The sequence below is a fragment of the Amaricoccus sp. genome (assembly GCF_017995835.1).
Lineage (GTDB): Bacteria > Pseudomonadota > Alphaproteobacteria > Rhodobacterales > Rhodobacteraceae > Amaricoccus.
In genome coordinates this window covers 1-19,037 of sequence record NZ_JAGOID010000062.1, presented here as the reverse complement: position 1 = coordinate 19,037, position 19,037 = coordinate 1, and the positions used below count along the sequence as shown (strand labels likewise).

Sequence of the window (19,037 nt, the reverse complement as noted above, 5' to 3'; positions counted from 1 at the left end):
CCACCCTGTCCACAGGCTCATCAACAACAGCAGCTCCTTCCTGCCCGTTCATCTGGGGGTCCCTCGGTTGGTCCATCTCGGTCTCCTTTCGGACAAAGCGATGTCCAAGGAAACTGGGGGCAGCTCAGAAATCGTCGAAGGTTCGAGCGGCAAAGCTTTGCGGGACGGCACTTCCGAGGAAATCCCCGATTGTTCAGCATTCGGCAAGGGTATCTCTCAGCCGTTCGCAACAATCTACCGGAAATCAACCTGCGCGTTCGCCTGATAGGCCTTCACGAGGTTGGAGAAGCGGGTGAACTCGCCCTCGAAGGCGAGCTCGACCGCGCCGATCGGGCCGTGGCGCTGCTTGCCGATGATGACCTCGGCCTTGCCGCGCAGCGCGTCCATGGCGGTCTGCCATTTCATCATCGCCTCGCCGTCGTGCTCGCCCGGCTTCTCGCGCTCCTTGTAGTACTCCTCGCGGAACACGAACATGACGACGTCGGCGTCCTGCTCGATCGAGCCGGACTCGCGCAGGTCCGAGAGCTGCGGGCGCTTGTCCTCGCGGCTCTCGACCTGGCGCGAGAGCTGGGAGAGCGCGACGACCGGGATGTTGAGCTCCTTGGCGATGGCCTTGAGGCCCTGCGTGATCTCGGAGACCTCCTGCACGCGGCCCTCCGAGCGCGAGGAGGCGGGGCGGGCGAGCTGGAGGTAGTCGACGAAGAGCGCGTCGAGCCCGTGCTGGCGCTTGAGCCGGCGGGCGCGCGCGGCGAGCGTGGAGATCGGCAGCGCCGGCGTGTCGTCGATGAAGAGCGGGCAGGCCTCGAGCGCCTTGGCCGCCTCGATGAAGCGGCGCATCTCGTCCTCGGTCAGGTCGCCGCGGCGGATGCGGTCCGAGGGCACCCGCGCCGCCTCGGACAGGACGCGGGCGGCGAGCTGCTCGGCGGACATCTCGAGCGAGAAGAAGCCGACCACGCCGCCGTCGATCGCGCCCTCGGCGCCGTCGGGCTTGATCCCCTTGCGGTAGGCGCGCGCGATGTTGAAGGCGATGTTGGTGGCGAGCGAGGTCTTGCCCATCGACGGGCGCCCCGCGAGGATCAGCAGGTCGGAGGGGTGCAGGCCGCCGAGCTTGCCGTCGAGGTCGGCGAGCCCGGTCGAGAGGCCGGCGAGGCCGCCGTCGCGGCGATAGGCGGCGTTGGCCACGTTCACCGCGTCGGTGGCGGCGCGAAGGAAGGACTGGAAGCCCTTGTCGACCTTGCCCTGCTCGCCGAGCTGGTAGAGCGCCTGCTCGGCGGCGACGATCTGCTCGCGCGGCTCGTCGTCGAGGTTCATCCGCTGGGCCTTGGCGACGATGTCCTGCCCGAGCGCGATCAGCTCGCGGCGGATCGCGAGGTCGTAGACGAGGCGGGCATAGTCCCTGGCGGCGAAGAGCGCCACCGCCGCGCCGGCGAGGCGCGCGAGGTAGGGCGGGCCGCCGAGCGCGCGCAGGCCCTCGTCGTCCTCGAGGAAGGCCTTGAGCGTCACCGGGGAGGCGAGCGCGTTCTTCTGGATGCGGTTCGCCGCCGCCTCGAAGATGCGGGCGTGCACGGGCTCGTAGAAGTGCTCGGCCTTCACCACCGAGGCGACGCGGTCGTAGACGTCGTTGTTGACGAGGAGCGCGCCGAGCAGCGCCTGTTCCGCCTCGATGGAATGGGGCGGGCCCGAGATGTCCGCTTCCGCCCCGACCGGTCCGTCCGCCATGCGCCTGTCCCTCCGGTTCGACCGCCGGTCACGTCGTTATACGCCCACGGCCCGGCGGGGAAAGCCGTCGCGGCCTGTGGATAAGTAGAAGACCGGGGACTGATGCGGTTTGCCCTGCATTCCCTTGGGCTTGGCTGGCGACGTCGGGGTTGACCTCCGTTCGGGCGGCGCGGATGGTGTCGCGGCATCCGCGTGGGGGGAAGTTCGAATGCGAAAGGTCGGTCCGGCGCTGGCGGCGTTCCTGCTGGCGGGGGCGGCGTCGGCGGCGACGACCTCGGCGCTGGGAACGTGGACGGTGACGAAGGTCGAAACCGATCCCTCGATGCCCGTCACCGCGGTGGCGCCCGATGATCCGTCCTATCTCGGCGCCGTGCTCAGCGTCACGTCGGCGCGGATCGCCTGGAACGCGGGAAAGTCGAACGGCCGGGGCACGTACGACGACTGCGTGGCGCCGCGCTTCACCGGCGGCAGGGACGGGATCGCCGTCACCTGCGCGGGGACGGCGTGGGGACCCGGCGCGGTGCTGACGCCGGTGACGGGCGACAAGCTGCGGCTCGACTGGTACGACGGGGCCGTGCTCATCCTTACCCGCGACTGACGCTCGCGACCCCGGGCGGGCGGCCGTCCTGCTCGGGTGGACAACGCCCGGGCTCGCACCCTAGAAGCGTTCCGCGCGTCGCCGCGGACGACGGCTGGGCCCACGCCTGACAAGGAACGGGAGGAACAGGATGAAACTGGTTCGCTACGGGGGCCTCGGCGCGGAAAAGCCCGGCCTGATCGACGCCGAGGGAGGGCTGCGCGACCTCTCCGCCCATGTCGCCGACATCGCCGGCGACGTGCTGACCGACGACGGGCTTGCGAAGCTGCGCAAGCTCGATCCCGCCGGGTTGCCGAAGGTCGAGGGCGACGTGCGCTATGGCGCCTGCGTCGGCGGCGTGGGCAAGTTCATCTGCATCGGGCTCAACTATGCCGACCATGCGGCGGAGTCGGGCATGGCGGTGCCGTCGGAGCCGGTCATCTTCATGAAGGCGACGAGCGCGATCTGCGGGCCGAACGACGACGTCGTGATCCCGCGCGGCTCGCTCAAGACCGACTGGGAGGTCGAGCTCGCCGTGGTGATCGGCGCCAAGGCGAAGCACGTCCCCGAGGCCGACGCGCTGAAGCACGTGGCGGGCTACAGCGTGACGAACGACGTCTCGGAGCGCGCGTTCCAGACCGAGCGGCAGGGCCAGTGGACCAAGGGCAAGTCCTGCGACACCTTCGGCCCGATCGGCCCGTGGCTCGTCACCCGCGACGAGGTGGCCGACCCGCAGAAGCTGAAGATGTGGCTCACGGTCAACGGCAAGACCATGCAGAACGGCTCGAGCGAGACCATGGTCTACGGCGTGGCGTTCCTGGTGAGCTACCTCAGCCAGTTCTTCACGCTGCACCCGGGCGACGTGATCTCGACCGGCACGCCGCCGGGCGTGGGGATGGGGATGAAGCCGCCGACCTACCTGAAGGCGGGCGACGTGGTGGCGCTCGGGATCGAGGGGCTGGGGACGCAGCAGCAGACCTTCGTCGCCGACGCCTGACGGCGGCGGCCAACCCCTTGGGACGCCCCGGAAAAATCCGGGCCGGAAGGCGGCTGGAAACCGGGCCATTTTTTCATCCGCGGCTCGGGCGCGCACCCGCAGGGCCAACGCCATAGTCGGAATCCGCCACCCTGGCGTCGCGAGACTCGCGATGCGCGGGCCGCTTGCCGCGCCGGCGGCGCCGCGCTAGACAGCCCCGACGCCGGTTTCGCGCGCTCCGGAGGCCCGCATCCGCATGACCCCTGCCAGCCGGGACCGCGGGCTCGCCCGAGAGATCAGCTACGCCGGCTCCGCCCGGACCCGCACCGGCCGCGCCGTGATCCGATCGGTCGAGAACCTGACCGGCCGCCCCGGCCTGATCCGACGCGCCGCGGGCTACGAGCGCGAGGTCGCCGCCGGGCGCGACTTCTGGGAGGTCATGGTCGAGCGATATGGGCTCGAGCTCAACCTCGTCGCCGGCTCCATCGCCGACATCCCCCGCGACGGGCCGCTCGTCGTCGTCGCGAACCACCCCTACGGCATCCTCGACGGGCTGATGATGGGCCTCGTCCTCTCCCGCGCCCGCGGCGATTTCCGCATTCTCGCCAACGCCGTGTTCCGCCGCGCCGCCGAACTCGACCGCATCGTCCTGCCCGTCGACTTCGGCGACACGACGGCCGCGCGCGCGACCAACCTCGCCACCCGCAGGCACGCCCTCGCCCATCTCGCCGGAGGCGGAGCGATGGGGGTCTTTCCCGGCGGCACGGTTTCGACCGCGGCGCGTCCATTCGGCCAACCGATGGATCCATCCTGGCGCCGCTTCACCGCGCGTCTGATCGCGAAGTCCGGCGCGACCGTCGTGCCGCTCTGGTTCGACGGGCACAACAGCCGCCTCTTCCAGGTCGCGAGCCACCTGCACCAGACGCTGCGCCTCGCGTTGCTGGTCAGCGAGTTCGGGGCCCGTATCGGCGCGCCGGTGCGCGTCGCCATCGGGGCGCCGATCCCGCCGCAGGAAATCGCCGTCCGCGCCGGCGATGCGCGCGAGCTGATGGACTTTCTGCGCGCGCAGACATATCGCCTGTCGCCGCAGCCCATCGCCGATCTCGGCTACGGGTTCGACTTCGAGGAAGCGCGCTAGCATGGCGATCGGCGTGTTCGACAGCGGGCTCGGCGGCCTGACCGTGCTCCGCGCCATGGCGCGGCGGCTGCCGGAGCAGGATTTCGTCTACCTGGGCGACAACGCCAACGCGCCCTACGGCCGGCGTCCCCCGCGGGAGATCCACGACCTCACCATCGCGGCGGTGAAACGCCTGTTCCGGGAGGAGTGCTCGCTCGTCGTCCTCGCCTGCAACACCGCCTCGGCCGTCGCGCTGCACGACCTCCAGACCGACTGGCTCGATCCGACGCATCGCCGGGTCCTCGGCGTGTTCGTCCCCGTCATCGAGCACCTGACGCGCCGCGACTGGGGCGACGACAGCCCGCCCACCCATACGGGCCTTCGCGACGTCGCGCTCTTCGCCACGCCGGCGACCGTCGTCTCGGGCGCCTTCCCGCGCGAGCTGAAGTTCCGCGCCCGCGACGTGAAGGTGGAGCCCCAGGCCTGCGCCGGCCTCGTCGAGGCGATCGAGGCCGGCGACATGGACCGCGCCCGCGGCGTCGCGCGCGAACACGTCGCCGCCCTGCTCTCCCGGCTGCCCGTCCCGCAATCCGCGGTCCTCGGCTGCACCCACTACCCCCTGGTGGAGGACGCCTTCCGCGAGGCCCTGCCCGCCTCCACCACGCTCGTCTCGCAGCCGGACGTCGTGGCCGAGAGCCTCGCCGACTACCTGCGCCGACACGCCCGTTTCGCTGGCGGCGCCGGCGTCCTGCGCTTCCTGACCACGGGCGACGCCGCCGCCGTCGGCGCCAGCGCCGCACGTTTCATGGGCGAACCCCTCGCCTTCGAGCCAGCCTGACGCCCCGGCGTCCGAGCGCGGCCGCCGTGCGCCCGCCGACAGGCGGATTGATCGCGGCGGACGTTTCCACTAGGGATCGGCCCCGGCCAGAAGGGGCATGATCTTGGACAGGGTTTTTCGCATCGCGATCCTCGGGGCGTCCGGTTACACCGGCGCCGAGCTGGTGCGGCTGATCGCCACCCATCCGGGGATGGAGATCGCCGCCCTCACTGCCGACCGCAAGGCCGGGCAGACCATGGGCGAGGTGTTTCCCCATCTGCGCCACCTCGACCTGCCCCGGCTCGGCACGATCGCGGAAACCGACTTCTCCGGGGTCGACCTCGCCTTCTGCGCGCTGCCCCATGCGACCAGCCAGGAAGTGATCGCCGCCCTGCCCCGGACCCTGAAGATCGTCGACCTCTCCGCCGATTTCCGCCTGCGCGATCCGGCGGTCTACGCCAGGTGGTACGGCCACGAGCATCTCGCGCTCGACCTCCAGGCCGAGGCTGTCTATGGCCTGACCGAGTTCTACCGCGACGACATCCGCAAGGCCCGGCTCGTCGCCGGCACCGGGTGCAACGCCGCCACCGGCATGTACGGGCTGCTGCCGCTGCTGAAGGCCGGCGTGATCGAGACCGACGACATCATCATCGACCTCGCCACCGGCGTCTCCGGCGCCGGCCGCTCGCCCAAGGAGGGCTCGCTCCACTCCGAGGTCTCCGAGGGCTACCACGCCTACAGCGCGGGCAAGCACCGCCACCTCGCCGAGTTCGACCAGGAATTCTCCAGGGCCGCCGGCGCGCCGGTCGAGGTGACCTTCGTCCCCCACCTGCTGCCGCAGAACCGCGGCATTCTCGCCACGATCTACGTCAAGGGCGACGCCGCGCGCATCCACGCGGCCTTCGCCGATGCCTATGCCGACGAACCCTTCATCATCGTCCTTCCCCTCGGCGAGGCGCCGGCCACCCGCCACGTCCGCGGCTCGAACTTCGTCCATGTCGGCGTGATCGCCGACCGTAGCCCCGGCCGGGTCATGGTGTTCACGACGCTGGACAACCTGACCAAGGGCTCGTCCGGCCAGGCGCTCCAGAACGCCAACCTGATGCTCGGCCTGCCGGAGACGGCCGGCCTCATGGCGGCGCCGCTGTTCCCGTGAAAGGGCTCAAGCGGTTCCTCCGTGCGCTCTGGGACGCGCAGGACCGCTTCAACCTCAACGACGGCTGGGTCATGTCGGGCTCGATCGCGTTCTCGGGCCTCTTGTCCATCTTCCCGTTCCTGATCTTCGCCGCCACCCTGATCGGCATCCTCGTGGGCGCGACCCGGTCGGCGGAGATCATCGACGCCCTCTTCGCCATCGCGCCCGAGCACGTCGCGCTCACGCTCGAGCCCGTCGTCCTCGAGGTGCTCGGCAAGCGCAGCGGCGGCGTGCTGACGCTTTCGGCCGCCTTCGCGGTCTATGTCGCCTCCAACGCCGTCGACTCGTTCCGCATCGCCTTCGACCGCGCCTACGCCGTCGTCGACCCGCGCGGCTGGTTCACGAACCGGGCGCTCGCGATCGTCATGGTCTTCGTCGGCGCCATCGTCTCGGCGCTGCTCGGTCTCCTGATCATCTTCAGCCCGCTGATGCTCGCGACCGCCGAGGATTTCGCCAACCGCAAGATCCCCCTTGTCGCCAGCCGGTTGACCTACGGTTTCGGCGTCCTCGTGCTCGGCGGCTTCGTGCTGACCATGCACCTGACGCTGCCCGGTCGGAAGATCGCGCTCCGCCGCCTCTGGCCCGGGGTCCTCGCCACGACGGTGCTGTGGCTCGCCGCCGCGAGCGGCTTCTCGGTCTATCTGAGCTACACTCCGACCTACACCGTGACCTACGGCACGCTCGCGGGAGTGATCATCACGCTGATGTTCTTCTACATCACGGCGGTCACGATCATATACGGGGCCGAGCTCAACGCCGCGCTCCACCGTCTCGCGCCGCATCCGCGGCCGGAGACCTCGCAGACCTGGCCCTCCGACTGAAGAAGGCCTTGGAGCCGTCGGCGCAAGCGCCTAGATAGACGCCAGCAAGGGGAGCCCCAGCCCGTGGCAGTCGGCCTCAGGAAACGTCGCCGCATCCAGCTCGTCGCCGCCGCGGCGGCGCTCCTCGCCGTCGCCACCGCCGTCATCGGCTACGCGATGCGCGACGGCATCGAGTTCTTCCGCACTCCCTCCCAGGTCGTCCTCGAGCCGCCCCGCACCGGCGAGCGTTTCCGCCTCGGCGGTCTCGTGGAGGAAGGCTCGGTCGTGCGCGGCCAGGGGACCGACATCCGCTTCGTCGTCACCGACGGCGCCGAGGCGACGCCGGTCCGCTTCTCCGGAGTCCTCCCCGACCTCTTCCGCGAGGGTCAGGGCGTGATCGCGTCGGGCGAGATCGAGAACGGCGTCTTCGTCGCGTCCGAGGTGCTCGCCAAGCATGACGAGAGCTACATGCCCAAGGAGGTCGCGGACGCCCTGAAGGAGCAGGGCCTGTTCCGGCACGGCGCCGGCGTCAGCCCCCAGCCCGACAGCTGAAAGCCGGTGGTTGCGTCGAGACCCCGCTTGACGCAACAATGCCGGAAAGGCCCGCCATACCGAGAGCGCGGCCGAAGGAGGAGACGATGCCCGGCCCGGAGGCCAGCGGAGAGGGACTAGGCGGCGCGATCGGCTTCGGGGTGCGGCCGGCTCTCATCATCATCGACTTCGTCAACGGCTTCTTCTACCGCAGCCAGTATCCGGCGATCACCGAGGCCGCGCAGCACACTCGCGCGCTCCTGCTCGCGGCACGTGCGGCCGGGCTGCCCGTTGTCCATACCCGCATCGCCTATGCGGACGACGGCTCGGATTGCGGCGTCTGGACCATGAAGGCGCCGCGCCTGCGCCGGCTGACCGAAAGCTCCGAGTCGAGCCGCTTCATCTCCTCGCTCGCACCGGAGGCCGGCGAGCGCGTGCTGAAGAAGAAGCTTCCCTCGGCGTTCTTCGGCACCGACCTCGCCTCGCACCTGATCGGCCGCGGCGTCGACACGCTGATCTTCGCCGGCTGCACGACCAGCGGCTGCGTCCGGGCCACCGTCGTCGACGCCATCAGCCACAACTTCCGCCCGATCGTCGCCATCGACTGCGTCGGCGACCGCAGCGCCAGCGCCCACGAGTCGAACCTCCACGACATCGGCCAGAAATATGCCGACCTGATGACCCGCGACGCCGTGATCGCCCACATCGCCGGCGAGCGCCGCGCTGCCGGCTGATACGGCCTCCGCCTGAACGCCTCGCGCCTGCATTAACGATTCAATCCCGACTCTTTCGCCTGGCATATGCGTTGTGCATAAGTCGTGCATGGAGCGTGCATCGAAGGATCCGCCATAAACCCTTGACGTCGAAGTGCTCAGACGGAAGCCGTATGATCCGTTTGCGAGGGGGCCACCCGCCCGTGTCCGTTGGTCGTCCGAACTCCTGTCCGTGTCCTGCGCCGTCGGCAGGCAGCGGTCGCGCGCCATGAAGGAAGCTGGCGTCGCCCGGCAAGCGGGCCACATGGATAACGTCGCGCGCCGGCACGGCCGCCCCGGTCGATGGACGCCGCTCCTGCTCTACGCGGCAGTCGTGCTCGGCTGGTTCGCCGACGGGCTGGCCGTGGACGCGGCGCACGAACGGCTCTGGCTCGTCGTCTGGGCCCTGCCCGCGCCGCTCCTGTTCGCGTGGCGCACGCGGCGGCGATGAGTCCGGATTTCGACAGGCTCCTTGTCGGCGGGATCGTCCTCGGCTCGCTGGTGCTGGCCTTCTTCGCGTGGCGCTTCGGCCCGGCCCGCGCCGTGGCGCTCGCCGTCGTCGCCGGGCTCTTTCCCGCGATCATGGACTTTGCCTCGTCGTTCTCGGCTGCCAACTACGTCTATCCCGGCCAATCGCAGGCATGGGTGTTCGCCTACATCTTCTTCGGATGGATCGGCGTCTGCGGCATCTGCCTGCTCCTCGCCGAGGGCATCCTCGCACGGCACGGGGAGGACGTGCTGTCCGCCCCCAGGCTGCGCCGGCAGGCGCCCGTCGTCGCCGCGACCGTCGCGGTGCTGCTCGACCTCTTCATCGATCCGGTCGCGGTGGCGCTCGGCTACTGGGTCTGGCTCGTCCCGGCGCGGCTCTACTACGAGATCCCGCTGCTCAACTTCGTCGGATGGTTCGTCCTGATGCTGCTCGCGCCGGCGGCCTGGATCGAGGTCTGCCGGCGCCCTACTTGGGGCCCCGTGCGCATCCTCCTCGCGGCGGCCGCGGCCGTTCCGATCGCATGCGTCGCCTCCGTGGCCCTGTCCCTGGCGCTGAACGGCGTCCTTGCGGCGGCAGACCTCCGATAGCCCGCGGGCGCCGGGCGAACCGCCCGCCACCCTGGGATCAATTGAATTTTATCTTTCCGGCGCGACGCTTCGGCGATTCCACGACCATGCAAGGAGAACCGGATGCACTCGGTAGAGAGCATCGCCGCCGAGATCGTGCGCCGCGAAGGGGGCTATGTGAACGACCCCGACGATCCCGGCGGCGCGACGAACCACGGCGTCACCATCCACACCATGCGCGCGCTCGGGCGCGACCTCGACGGCGACGGGCGCATCGACGCGGCCGACGTCAAGGCGCTCGGCCGCGACGAGGCGAAGGCGATCTACGTCCGCCACTACTTCGAGCAGCCGAAGCTCGACCTCCTGCCCGCATGCCTCCAGGCGAGCGTCTTCGACATGCAGGTCAACGCCGGCGCCAACGCCGTGCGCATCCTGCAACGCCTCGTGACCGCCATGGGCTTTCCCGCCGACGACGACGGCGTCGTCGGACCCGGGACGGTTCGCGCCGCCGGGGCGGCGGCCGAGGCCGCGCCGGACCACATCGCCGACGCCTACGGCATCGAGCGCCGCAACTACTACTATCGCATCGCCGACCAGCGGCCGGCGAGCCGCAAGTACGCCCGGCGCAAGGACGGCGGCAAGGGCGGCTGGATCACCCGCGCCGAGGAGTTCATCTCCGTGCGCTTTCACCTGACCGCCGCCGAGCATGCCGCAAGGGTGCGGTCATGGGGATGATGGGCCGGATCATCGGCCTCGGTTCGGCGGCGGCGACCGTCGGCGAGGCCGTCAGCGACGTGGCCGAGGTCTTCGTGGGCAACCGAGCCGCGCGCGACGCCGCCGAGGCCGAGGCGTTCTCGGCCGTCGTGGAGCAGGCCGGCGCGGAATACGAGCACGCGCCGTGCGGCGCCTTCAACGGCTGGGTCAACGGACTGAACCGCCTTCCCCGGCCGTTGCTGGCGCTGAGCACGCTCGGCCTCTTCGGCTATGCCATGGTCGAGCCGGACGGGTTCGGAGTACGGATGCAGGGGTTGTCACTGGTGCCGGAACCGCTCTGGTGGCTTCTCGGCGCCATCGTGTCGTTCTACTTCGGCGCGCGCGAACTGCACTACCTGCGCGACCGGGTACCGACGCGGACCTTCGCCGCCGCAACGAACCAGCGGCTCGCCAGCGTCACATCGGCGCCGGCGGCGGCGAGCGGGCCACGCCCCAGGCCGCGGCCCGCGTCGATGCGCCCCCAGACCCGCGACGCGACGCCACAGGCGGCGGACCCGAACCACAACGCCGCCCTCGAGGAGTGGCGCAGCCAGCGAGGCTGACGCGGCCCAGGCACGAACCCCGGCGACCGGCGCGACCGGTCGCCGCCACAGCGTCAATCCTCCTTGGCGGAGACGGCGACCGGGGCAATCGAATGAGACTTGGGGAGTCTCGGGTGGCGCGACGCCACGAACTGTGATTCGACGGTCTCCTGTCATGGGAGGTTCTGGCAGGGTCTGATACCGGCGGGCTCATGAAACGACTCGCGGACCTTTTTTGAACTTTGGCATTTTTATCGTGTGCAATCAGGCAGTTAACCTGTCTATCACGCGTGTTAGCCCGTGTTGCGCCGGGTAGCCTGGTAGACTCGCCGGTATGACACCCGCCACGATACGCCGCCCTCTCACCTCGCATCACACAGTTTCCGCCATAGCTCGATCGGTCCCCGGTTCGAACGGGCCGCCGGGGCGGTTTGCACGGGCTTCGTGATGCGTATAACATTCGCGGCGCGACATTCGATGAGGCCTCGTGGACGCAGTCGATATCTCCCGCAAGCTGTGCCTGACGGCGGCGATCGTCGGCGCCCGCACGCGAAAGGATCTCGCCGCGGCGTTCCGGCGCGCCAACCCCCGCACCCCCTTCGATGTCGAGCGCGCCAACAAGTGGCTTCAGGGCCGCGCCCGTCCGCGCGAACAGCAGGTCTATGACGACTGGGCGGCGCTCCTCGGCGGCGTCACCGGGCCGTGGATCGCGGAGACCTCCTTCGACGATTTCGCCGAGCGGATCTGCGAGGGCCGCGAGGAGGACCGCGAGACGCTGATGCGCCGTGCGGGCGCCTTCGGCGGCGACGAGTTCCGCGCCGCGGCAGTACGCCACGGCGGCGAGGGAGGGGCCAACCTCGCCGGTCTCTACGTCACGTATTCGTATGCCTGGTCGCCGTACTTTCCCGGGCGGCTGATCCGTGGCGCCTTCGAGATCCGCTCCACGGCGGGCGGGCTCGCCGCGACCTACCTCCAGACCCGGATCACCGACCGGCTGGAGGCGGCCGGGCCGGTCTCGCTCCTGCGCCGCGCGCTCCTCGCCGACCTGCGCGAGCAGCAGGAGCGCACCGCATTCCAGTTCACGCTCTTTCCGCCGATGTCGCTCGCAAGCGTGCTCGGCGGCCTTGTCTGCGGCCCCGCGGTGCTCGGGGCCGATCCCCAGCCTTCGGTCAGCCGCGTGGTCATGGTTCGCCTGCGGTCGCCAACCGAGCGGCTTGCGGGGGACTGCGTCCTCGACGAGGGCGCTTCGATCGCCGCGGACCTCGCTGCGCTCGGCGCTTGCCTGCCCGACCTCGCCGAGGCGGACCGCCGCCTGGACGGCTTCCTGGCCGCCCCCGTCGGCGGGCCCTACGACCACGTGACCCTGGACAGCTTCCGCCCGCTCGTCGCGCTCTTCGACGAGGAATGGATGGCCCCGGCCGCCGCGCCCTGATCCTACCCGTCCCGCAGGTCGAGCTTGAGCGCCACGAGCGGCGACGGCGCTTCTCCCGCGAAGCCGAGGAGCGCCGTCGCGTCGGCGTCGTGCTCGGGGCAGCGCCGGAACCCGAGCGCGCGATAGAGCGCCATCGCGGAGGCAAGCTCGGCGCTGGTGTGGACGGCGAGCGCCTCCCGCCCGGCGGCGCGCGCCCGCGCCACGCAATCGAGCGTCAGCGCCCGCCCGACGCCGCGCCCCTGCGCCGAGGGATCGACGGCGAGGGCCCGCAATCCGGCCCAGCCGGACGGCAGCCCCATCGCCTGCCCGTAGAACGCCACAGTCCCGACGATCGCTCCCCCAACCTCGGCGACGAGCGTGACGCTCTCGTCCCAGCGCCGCCCGATGTCGCAGGTCTCCGCCACGTGCGCCGCCCAGACCGGCGCCGGCCGCCGGTGGCGATGGGGGGCATAGGCAGCGGCGGCGACCGCCGCGATCGCCGGGATCTCCGGGCGCCGCGCCGGTCGCACCACCACTTCCGTTTCGCGATCCAGCGATGCGCTCCCCTGCCCCGTCGCCGCATCTTCCGCCATGCGGAGCGGAGAGCAAGCCTCGACGCCTCCCGCCCGCGTCCTGCGGTCAGGTCAGCCCCGCCAGACCGGACGCGCCGCCTCCGCCGCGGCGTCCTCCGGCGCGATGCCCATGTCGTGCAAGGCGGCATGGTCCAGCGCCGCCAGTCTCGCCCGCTCGCGATAGCGCGCGTCCCAGCGGATCAAAGTCCGCAGCACGCGCAAGGTCGCGGAGCCGCGTGGGCGGCCATGTCGTCCGTGTCCGACCACATCGAAATCGATGCTCCTCGTCGTCATCGCGGGCGTCCTCCGTAAATCGCTTTCCGATCGACGCTACGCGCATCCCGGAGGAAAAGGCCGGAAGTCGGGGGTGGCGGGGCGGAACGCGCCGGAAAAGCCCGGAAGTTCCGCCGGCGCGATCGCCCGCTTGACTGCGCCTCCGGCACGCGCGCCTATACGCATGCCAAGAGGGAGGATGCGCATGGAACGGCCGCTGGCGGGACTGAAGGTGCTGGAGCTCGCTCGGGTCCTCGCCGGGCCCTGGATCGGACAGACCCTCTCCGATCTCGGGGCCGACGTCGTAAAGGTCGAGAGCCGCGAGGGCGACGAGACCCGCGGCTGGGGCCCGCCCTTCGCCGAGGACGGCGCCGCCGCCTACTTCCACGCGGCCAATCGCGGCAAGCGCTCGATCGCGCTCGACTTCCGCGATCCCGCCGACGCCGACCTCGCCCGCCGGCTCGCCGCCGGCGCCGACGTCGTGCTCGAGAACTTCAAGCTCGGCGGCCTCGTCCGCTACGGTCTCGACTATGCCTCGGTCGCGGCGACGAACCCGGCCGTCGTCTACTGCTCGGTCACCGGCTTCGGCCAGACCGGGCCCTATGCGCCGCGCGCCGGCTACGACTTCATCATTCAGGCCATGGGCGGGATCATGGACCTGACCGGCGAGCCCGCCGGCGAGGCGCAGAAGCCCGGCGTCGCCTATGCCGACCTCTTCACCGGCCTCTACGGCACGATCGCCGTCGAGGCGGCGCTGCTGATGCGCGAACGCACCGGCCGCGGCCAGTGGATCGACATGGCGCTCTTCGACACCCAGCTCGCCGTCCTCGCCAACCAGGCCACCAACTGGCTGATCGGCGGCAAGCTCCCGCGTCGCATGGGCAATGCCCACCCCAACATCGCGCCCTACCAGGTCTTGCAGGCCGCCGACGGTCCCTTCGTGCTGGCCTGCGGCAACGACGGTCAGTTCGTGAAACTCTGCGCGCTCCTCGGGCTCGACCTGCCCGCCGACCCGCGCTTCACGCTGAACCGCGACCGCGTGGCCAACCGCGCCGCGCTGATCGAGGCGCTCGCGCCGGCGCTCGCCGCCCGTTCACGCGCCGACCTCCTCGCAGCGCTCGAGACCGCCGGCGTCCCGGCCGGGTCGATCAACACCGTCGCCGAGGCGTTCGCCGACCCCCAGGCCGAGGCTCGCGGCATGACCCAGGAGATCGACGGCTCGCGCGCGCCGCGCAGCCCGATGCGCTTCTCCGACGCCGCCCTCGCCGCCGAGGCGCCGCCGCCGAGACTCGACGCCGACGGCGCGGCGATCCGGGCCGCCCTCGGCAGCGGCGCGTCCTGGCCTTCGCAGGGACGTTGATCTGCGCGAGCGGGGCACGAGCGGCGCCCCGACTCCTTCCGTTCCGCCGCGGCGTAGACCCGCTCGACCCCGAACGAAAGAGCCTGCCATGCACATCGACCTCCCGACCCGCGCCCAGATCGAGAAGCTGATCGCACGACGGGCGCAGCCGACGGTCTCGATCTACGTCGCGACGACGCCGGTGACGCAGGAGGCCCAGATCGACCGCATCGAGCTCAAGAACCTGCTCAAGACCGCCGTCGCCGAGATGGAGGCGTTCGATACCCCCAAGCGCGCCATCTGGCCGATCGAGGAGGCGGTCGGGCACCTGATCGAGGATGACGCGTTCTGGGCCCATCAGGCCAACAGCCTCGCGATCTTCGCCTCTGGCGACTGGATCGAGACCTACCGCCTGCCGAGCCGGCTCGTCTCGATGGTCGAGGTCTCCGATCGCGTCCACGTCAAGCCGCTCCTGCGCGCCGTGACCTTCCCGCACAACGCCTATGTGCTCGCCATCAGCGTCGGCGCCGTGCGCCTGATCGAGGTCTCCGCCGACCTGCCGCCCGAGGAGGTCCGTGTGCCCGGCCTGCCGAAGGATTTCAACCAGGCCCTCGGCAAGCGCAGCCACACCGAGAACCGCAAGGAGATGGCATCCGGCGAAAGCACCTCTGAGTCCGCGCTGCTCAATCGCTACGCCCGCGTGGTGGATGCGGCGCTGAAGCCGTTTCTCCGAGGCCACGAGCGCCCGCTGATCGTCGCCGCCTCCGAAACGGTGGCATCGGTGTACCGCTCGGTCTCGACCTACCCGCACACCGCGCGGCAGACGCTCTCCGGCAGCTTCGACCACACGCCGCTGCACGAGATCGCCACGGCCGCCCGCAGCGTTCTCGACGAGGTCTACGCCGCCGAGATCGGCGATTTCGTCCGGCTCTATGCCGAGCGCGAGGCCCAGGGCCGCGCGACCAACGACGTCGCCCAAGCCGCGCGCGCCGCGACCTTCGGGGCGGTGGACACGCTGATCGTCGACATGGACGAGACCGTTCACGGTACCGTCGCAGACGACGACGGGGCCGTCGCCTTCGCCGATGGCCCCAGCGCGGGCGCCTACGGCGTGGTGGACGAGATCGCGGTACGCACCCTGCGCGCCGGCGGCCGCGTCCTCTCCGCCCGCCGCGCCGACGTCCCCGGCGAGGCAAGCCTGGCCGCGATCCTGCGCTATCCCGTCTGAATATCGGACGAACGACGTCACCCGGGGACGGCGCAGGAATGCGGCCGCCCCTTCGGGGTGCCCCCCGTCAGGGCCGGAACGCCCGCGCGACGCCGAGGAGCATGTCGCTGAGGTCGAGAAGGCGCGCGACGTAGAGGTCATAGACCACGAAATCGCCCTCGCGCCCCTCGAAACCCGCCTCCAGCGCGCCGATCAGCGCCATCAGGCGCCGCTCGTGCAGGCCGAGCGCGCGCTGCGCCGGATCGGCGACCATCCCGGCGAAAGCCGCCGCCAGCGCCGCGACCCCCATCACCCCGGCCGTCGCCCCGGCGACCAGCGCCGGCGAGGCCGCGGCCGGGAACATCGCATACCAGATGCCGCCTGCCGTCGCGCCGAGGGGGAAGCTCGCCACCGCCGCGCCGTGCGCCACCGAGGCGGCGATGGCCGGCCCGAGCGCCAGCGCCCCCGGCGTCAGCTTCTGGAACGCCACGGCGCCGCCGCCGAGTGCGAAAAGCCCGGTGGTGATCTCCGCCGCCGCCGCCCGCGCCCCGGTATAGCCGGTCAGCGCCCCCTCCAGCCGGGCGCGGAAGGCCGGGTCGTCGCGATGCGCCGACGCCGTCTCGGCGGCCGCCGCGATCAGCGACGCCATCTCTGGGCGCGCCAGGATCGCCTCGGCGAGCCCGTCCTCGCGCGCCTCGCGATCGCCGTCGCGACAGGGCTGGCGCAGCAGGTCGGTCATCATCCGCCAGCGCAGCTCGCGCGCCACCGCCGTGTCGAGGAACAGGTCCACGCCGCCGATCCGCGCCGCCGCCTCGCGCGCGCCGAGCCCGCGCGCCGCCAACGCCCCGAGCTTCAGCCCCACCTGCGGAAGCGAGAGCGCGACATTTGCCGGCGCCTTCAGCAGATCCCAGCCGAGCGCATGGCGATGCAGCCGCGCCGACCCCGCGAGCGAGAAGTTCGCGTCGACGAACGGCCGCATCCGCGCCCGGCACCCGGCGAAATAGTCGGCGGCGCCCGCCCGCACGATATCCGCGGCCAGGTCGGGCGCGAGGGCGCGAGGAGGCGGGGGCGCGGCGTCGTCCATCATGCCGGTCGAGATGGGGCGCGCCGCCGCCCCCGGCAAGCGCCACCGGCCGCGAGGCCGGCGGCTGCACATGCGATTTGAGACCGTCAGCGGTCGCTCGTCCGCCAGCGCGGGTTGATCCAGGGCTCCCGCTCGAACCGGGGCAGCGGGGTCCGGCCGAGGACATGGTCGGCGATCTTCTCGCCGACCATGATCGAGGGCGCGTTGAGGTTGCCGTTGGTGATGCGCGGGAAGATGGAGCTGTCGGCGACCCGCAGCCCGTCGACCCCGATCACCCGGCCCTCGGCATCGACCACCGCCCCCGGATCGTCCCGCCGCCCCATCCGCGCCGTGCCGCAGGGATGATAGGCGCTCTCGACGTGCTCGCGCACGAAGCCGTCCAGCTCGTCGTCGGCGACGCCGCCGCCGCCGGGCTGGATCTCGTCGCCCGCATAGGGCGAAAACGCTGGTTGCGAAAAGATTTCCCGCGTCAGGCGGATGCAATGCCTGAAGTCAATCCAGTCCTGCTCGCAACTCATGTAGTTGAAGAGGATCGCCGGCGGCTCCGCCGGGTCGGCGCTCCGCAGGCGCACCGTGCCGCGCGAGGGCGAGCGCATCGGCCCGACATGGGCCTGGAAGCCGTGCCCCCGCACCGCCGAGCGCCCGTCGTAGCGCACGGCGAGCGGCAGGAAGTGGTACTGGATGTCGGGGTACTCGACCCCCGGCCCCGAGCGCACGAAGGCCGCGCTCTCGAACTGGTTCGACGTCCCCAGCCCGACCTTGGCCAGAAGCCATTGCAGCCCGATCCGCGCCATCGCCGGGTAGTTGTACTGGCTGTAGAGCGTCACCGGCTTCAGGCTCCGCATCTGGATGTAGAGCTCCAGATGGTCCTGAAGGTTCGCCCCCACCCCCGGCCGGTCGGCGACGACGGCGATCCCGTGCTCCGCGAGATGCGCGCCCGGCCCGATCCCGGACAGCATCAAGAGCTTCGGCGTGTTGATCGTGGAGGCCGACAGGACCACCTCGCGGCGCGCCCGCACCGTCTCGGGCGCGCCGCGCAGCACTTCGACGCCGACGGCGCGGCCCTCCTCCAGCACGACCCGCGTCGCGAGCCCGCTCAGCACGCGCACGTTGCCGCCGGCGAGCGCCGGCCGCAGGTAGGCGTTCGCCGCCGACCAGCGGCGGCCCTTCCAGACCGTCTGCTCCATCGGCCCGAAGCCCTCCTGCTTCGCGCCGTTGTAGTCGAAGGTGAGCTCGAACCCCGCCTGCGCGCCGGCCTCGACGAAGGAGTGATAGAGCGGGTTCCGCCGCGGTCCCCGCGTGACGTGGAGCGGGCCGGCGTCGCCGCGCCAGTCGGAATGGCCACCGTGCCAGTTCTCCATCCGGTTGAAATAGGGCGCGACGTCCGCCCAGGCCCAGCCCTCCGCCCCGGCCTCGGCCCAGTGGTCGAAATCCCGCGGATGACCCCGGACGTAGACCATGCCGTTGATCGAGGACGAGCCCCCCAGCACCTTGCCCCGCGGCGTCGCGAGCACCCGCCCGCCGAGATGCGGCTCCGGCTCGGTGCGGAAGCCCCAGTCGTATCGGGCCATGTTCATCGGATAGGATAGCGCCGCCGGCATCTGGATGAACGGCCCCCAGTCGGTGCCGCCGTATTCGACGACGATCACCGACCGCCCCGCCTCGCCCAGCCGGCAGGCAAGTGCCGAACCTGCCGAGCCGGAGCCGACGACGACGTAGTCCGCCTCCATCACCACGGCGCCTCGACCGGCCCTGTCGCGACGTAGACCGACTTTACCTGCGAATAGTGCTCGAGCGCCGCCAGCCCGTTCTCGCGCCCGAGGCCCGACAGCTTCACGCCCCCGAACGGCGCCTCGACCGGCGTCAGGTTGTAGGCGTTGATCCAGGTCGTCCCCGCCTCCAGCCGGGCGACCACCCGGTGCGCCCGCGCCAGATCCGCGGTGAAGACGCCGGCCGCCAGCCCGAACCCGGTCGCGTTGGCCCGCGCGACGACCTCGTCCTCGCCCTCGAAGTCGAGCACGGCCATCACCGGGCCGAACACCTCCTCGCGCGCCAGCGTCATCGCGTCGGTCACGTCCGCGAACACCGTCGGCTCGACGAAGAACCCGCCGAGCCCCTGCATCCGCGCCCGCCCGCCGCCAGTGACCAGCCGCGCCCCTTCGGCCTTCGCGCCCTCGACATGCGCCATCACCTTCGCGCCCTGCGCCTCCGAGATCAGCGGCCCCATCGTCACCGCCTCGTCCATCGGATCGCCGAGACGGATCGCCGCCGTCCGCGCCGCCAGCCGATCGAGGAACCGCGCCTTCACCCCCCGCT

Annotated in this window: 22 protein-coding genes; 16 read left to right on the top strand and 6 right to left on the bottom strand. The window is 71.1% G+C overall.

The genetic code is table 11. The features are described from left to right. On the top strand, nt 1–265 hold a 265-nt coding region (locus KBA23_RS10790; protein WP_290740604.1), incomplete at its 5' end, for a hypothetical protein. Here KBA23_RS10790 and KBA23_RS10785 read toward each other — a convergent pair. After that, a complete protein-coding gene (locus tag KBA23_RS10785; protein ID WP_290740602.1) occupies nt 235–1,719 on the bottom strand; it encodes a replicative DNA helicase in 1,485 nt (494 codons plus the stop codon). The genes KBA23_RS10790 and KBA23_RS10785 overlap by 31 nt on opposite strands. Before the next feature lie 109 nt (nt 1,720–1,828). Here KBA23_RS10785 and KBA23_RS10780 point away from each other — a divergent pair, with 109 nt between their 5' ends. The 13 genes from KBA23_RS10780 (at nt 1,829) to KBA23_RS10720 (ending at nt 12,267) form a co-directional block, all read left to right on the top strand. Beyond that, nucleotides 1,829–2,317, top strand: a complete 489-nt coding sequence (locus KBA23_RS10780; protein ID WP_366935310.1) for an ABC transporter permease — start codon at nt 1,829–1,831, stop codon at nt 2,315–2,317. 130 nt (nt 2,318–2,447) lie between these two features. Beyond that, nucleotides 2,448–3,293: a fumarylacetoacetate hydrolase family protein gene (locus KBA23_RS10775; RefSeq protein WP_290740598.1), complete on the top strand. Its 846-nt coding sequence runs from the start codon at nt 2,448–2,450 to the stop codon at nt 3,291–3,293. Nucleotides 3,294–3,528: 235 nt separating this feature from the next. Beyond that, on the top strand, nt 3,529–4,410 hold the full coding sequence (locus tag KBA23_RS10770; protein ID WP_290740596.1) for a lysophospholipid acyltransferase family protein: 882 nt from the start codon (nt 3,529–3,531) through the stop codon (nt 4,408–4,410). A 1-nt stretch (nt 4,411) separates the two neighbouring features. Then, nucleotides 4,412–5,227, top strand: a complete 816-nt coding sequence (murI, locus tag KBA23_RS10765; RefSeq protein ID WP_290740594.1) for a glutamate racemase — start codon at nt 4,412–4,414, stop codon at nt 5,225–5,227. Nucleotides 5,228–5,330: 103 nt separating this feature from the next. Next, nucleotides 5,331–6,362 (top strand): N-acetyl-gamma-glutamyl-phosphate reductase, encoded by a 1,032-nt coding sequence (gene argC / locus KBA23_RS10760; RefSeq protein WP_290740592.1) that lies wholly within the window; start codon nt 5,331–5,333, stop codon nt 6,360–6,362. Continuing rightward, nucleotides 6,359–7,222 (top strand): YihY/virulence factor BrkB family protein, encoded by an 864-nt coding sequence (locus tag KBA23_RS10755; protein ID WP_290740590.1) that lies wholly within the window; start codon nt 6,359–6,361, stop codon nt 7,220–7,222. The genes argC and KBA23_RS10755 overlap by 4 nt, the downstream gene beginning before the upstream one ends. Before the next feature lie 63 nt (nt 7,223–7,285). Then, nucleotides 7,286–7,753, top strand: coding sequence for a cytochrome c maturation protein CcmE (gene ccmE, locus KBA23_RS10750; RefSeq protein ID WP_290740588.1), 468 nt, complete (start codon nt 7,286–7,288; stop codon nt 7,751–7,753). 86 nt (nt 7,754–7,839) lie between these two features. Continuing rightward, the gene (locus tag KBA23_RS10745) at nt 7,840–8,466 is read left to right on the top strand and encodes an isochorismatase family protein (RefSeq protein WP_290740587.1); all 627 of its coding nucleotides are present in this window, start codon (nt 7,840–7,842) and stop codon (nt 8,464–8,466) included. Nucleotides 8,467–8,749: 283 nt separating this feature from the next. Then, entirely contained in the window at nt 8,750–8,935 is a 186-nt protein-coding gene (locus KBA23_RS10740) for a hypothetical protein (RefSeq protein ID WP_290740585.1), read from the top strand. Next, the gene (locus KBA23_RS10735; protein WP_290740583.1) at nt 8,932–9,561 is read left to right on the top strand and encodes a carotenoid biosynthesis protein; all 630 of its coding nucleotides are present in this window, start codon (nt 8,932–8,934) and stop codon (nt 9,559–9,561) included. The genes KBA23_RS10740 and KBA23_RS10735 overlap by 4 nt, the downstream gene beginning before the upstream one ends. Before the next feature lie 102 nt (nt 9,562–9,663). Beyond that, nucleotides 9,664–10,275, top strand: coding sequence for a holin-associated N-acetylmuramidase (locus KBA23_RS10730; protein WP_290740581.1), 612 nt, complete (start codon nt 9,664–9,666; stop codon nt 10,273–10,275). Continuing rightward, on the top strand, nt 10,266–10,856 hold the full coding sequence (locus tag KBA23_RS10725; RefSeq protein WP_290740579.1) for a holin family protein: 591 nt from the start codon (nt 10,266–10,268) through the stop codon (nt 10,854–10,856). Before KBA23_RS10730 ends, KBA23_RS10725 begins: the two co-directional genes overlap by 10 nt. Nucleotides 10,857–11,322: 466 nt before the next feature. Further along, nucleotides 11,323–12,267 carry a hypothetical protein gene (locus KBA23_RS10720; RefSeq protein WP_290740577.1) on the top strand — a complete coding sequence of 315 codons (945 nt, stop codon included), beginning with the start codon at nt 11,323–11,325 and terminating at the stop codon, nt 12,265–12,267. A gap of 2 nt (nt 12,268–12,269) precedes the next feature. Here KBA23_RS10720 and KBA23_RS10715 read toward each other — a convergent pair whose 3' ends face one another. Next, nucleotides 12,270–12,776: a GNAT family N-acetyltransferase gene (locus tag KBA23_RS10715; RefSeq protein WP_290740575.1), complete on the bottom strand. Its 507-nt coding sequence runs from the start codon at nt 12,774–12,776 to the stop codon at nt 12,270–12,272. Nucleotides 12,777–12,890: 114 nt separating this feature from the next. Further along, nucleotides 12,891–13,034 carry a DUF1127 domain-containing protein gene (locus KBA23_RS10710; RefSeq protein ID WP_290740573.1) on the bottom strand — a complete coding sequence of 48 codons (144 nt, stop codon included), beginning with the start codon at nt 13,032–13,034 and terminating at the stop codon, nt 12,891–12,893. Between the two features lie 262 nt (nt 13,035–13,296). Here KBA23_RS10710 and KBA23_RS10705 point away from each other — a divergent pair, with 262 nt between their 5' ends. Continuing rightward, nucleotides 13,297–14,451 carry a CaiB/BaiF CoA-transferase family protein gene (locus KBA23_RS10705; RefSeq protein ID WP_290740570.1) on the top strand — a complete coding sequence of 385 codons (1,155 nt, stop codon included), beginning with the start codon at nt 13,297–13,299 and terminating at the stop codon, nt 14,449–14,451. 88 nt (nt 14,452–14,539) lie between these two features. Next, complete coding sequence (locus tag KBA23_RS10700; RefSeq protein WP_290740567.1) at nt 14,540–15,658, top strand: hypothetical protein; 1,119 nt, start codon at nt 14,540–14,542, stop codon at nt 15,656–15,658. A 67-nt stretch (nt 15,659–15,725) separates the two neighbouring features. Here the strand turns inward: KBA23_RS10700 and KBA23_RS10695 are convergent, their stop codons facing one another. From KBA23_RS10695 to KBA23_RS10685, 3 genes are all read right to left on the bottom strand, one after another. Then, the gene (locus tag KBA23_RS10695; RefSeq protein WP_290740564.1) at nt 15,726–16,661 is read right to left on the bottom strand and encodes a DUF6635 family protein; all 936 of its coding nucleotides are present in this window, start codon (nt 16,659–16,661) and stop codon (nt 15,726–15,728) included. A gap of 146 nt (nt 16,662–16,807) precedes the next feature. Next, complete coding sequence (gene betA / locus KBA23_RS10690) at nt 16,808–18,451, bottom strand: choline dehydrogenase (protein ID WP_290740606.1); 1,644 nt, start codon at nt 18,449–18,451, stop codon at nt 16,808–16,810. Next, a partial coding sequence (locus tag KBA23_RS10685; RefSeq protein WP_290740561.1) for an aldehyde dehydrogenase family protein occupies nt 18,451–19,037 on the bottom strand: 587 nt, incomplete at its 5' end. The genes betA and KBA23_RS10685, both read right to left, overlap by 1 nt.